This window comes from Neisseria sp. HMSC075C10 (assembly GCF_001815615.1).
GTDB lineage: Bacteria > Pseudomonadota > Gammaproteobacteria > Burkholderiales > Neisseriaceae > Neisseria > Neisseria subflava_A.
In genome coordinates, this window is the sequence record NZ_KV821232.1 from 327 (window position 1) to 892 (window position 566).

Genomic DNA, 566 nt, shown 5'->3' on the forward strand with positions numbered 1-566 from the left:
GCAGAAAGGCAGGCTGATGCATTAAAAAGGTTGCAAACGTCTGGCCACACCCGCCTGCCTGGACAACCGCAAAAAGGAAAGCCTGGTGCTGCTAGAGAAATGTCTCGTTCAGATAATCCGAATCAAACAGCCGAGGCTTTTGCACGTCGATATTTAGGCAGGAAACCTACACTAATGGAACGAGTCGAAGGTGAAAAATTATACGGAGGTAAATGTGTGGGCTGTTGGAAAGCGCAAATGCCGGACGGAACCTTTGTGGTGTATAGGCCAGCAGGTAATGCTTCTATGACCAAGGGAACTACTGCGTCTGTTGATATTAATAACCCAACATTAAATAACTTAAATATTAATTTAAAAGGCAAGCCAACAGAGTTAAAATTTAAATTCCCTGCTAGATAAGGATGTTTTAATGAATTTAGAGACAGCAGAAAATATTCAATGCGAATTTGAGTATTTAGCATTAGATGGTTATTTTCCAATGCATTTTGCATCGCATGGTCAAGGAAACAAAGATTGGCAATTTGCAGTTGAATTCATATATAGATTATTAATATGTCAATTAGCAA

The 566-nt window shown here is 39.4% G+C and carries 1 pseudogene; it reads left to right on the plus strand.

Going from position 1 to position 566, the window contains the following annotated elements:
- Positions 1–399: pseudogene (locus HMPREF3047_RS00670) on the plus strand (adhesin); the annotation flags it as partial.
- Positions 400–566 lie beyond the last annotated feature (167 nt).